This is a genomic window from Spirulina sp. CCY15215, assembly GCF_016888125.1.
Classification (GTDB): Bacteria; Cyanobacteriota; Cyanobacteriia; order Cyanobacteriales; family Spirulinaceae; genus CCY15215.
On the sequence record NZ_JACSWA010000131.1, the window covers coordinates 1 to 359 of the forward strand.

1 protein-coding gene is annotated in these 359 nt (G+C 46.5%); it reads left to right on the forward strand.

All coding sequences use genetic code 11. From position 1 onward, the window contains the following. Positions 1-359, forward strand: a 359-nt coding sequence (locus JUI58_RS00605; protein ID WP_204101814.1) for a ShlB/FhaC/HecB family hemolysin secretion/activation protein, incomplete at both ends; no start/stop codon positions are given.

Here is a 359-nt window from a genome sequence, read left to right on the forward strand (position 1 = left end):
GGAGGGGAAACCGGAGAAAGCATTCTTCTCCTCGAGATTGAAGAAGCATCGCCCTTTTTTGGTACAGCATTTTTTGATAATTATTCGGCGGCCAGTGTGGGATCGGAACGCTTCGGACTTAATGCAGGATATCGCAATTTGTTAGGTTTGGGAGATATTTTTAGTGCTACTGTTGCTCGTTCGACGACGGGAGGATCGCGGGTTTATGACTTTGGCTATAGTATCCCTATCAATGCGATGGAAGGGACTGTAGATATGGGAATCACTATCGATCGCAATAATGTGACCCAATCTCCTTTCGATGTCTTGGGTATTCGGGGAGAGTCGGAAACTTACGAGATTTCCCTGCGCCAACCTTT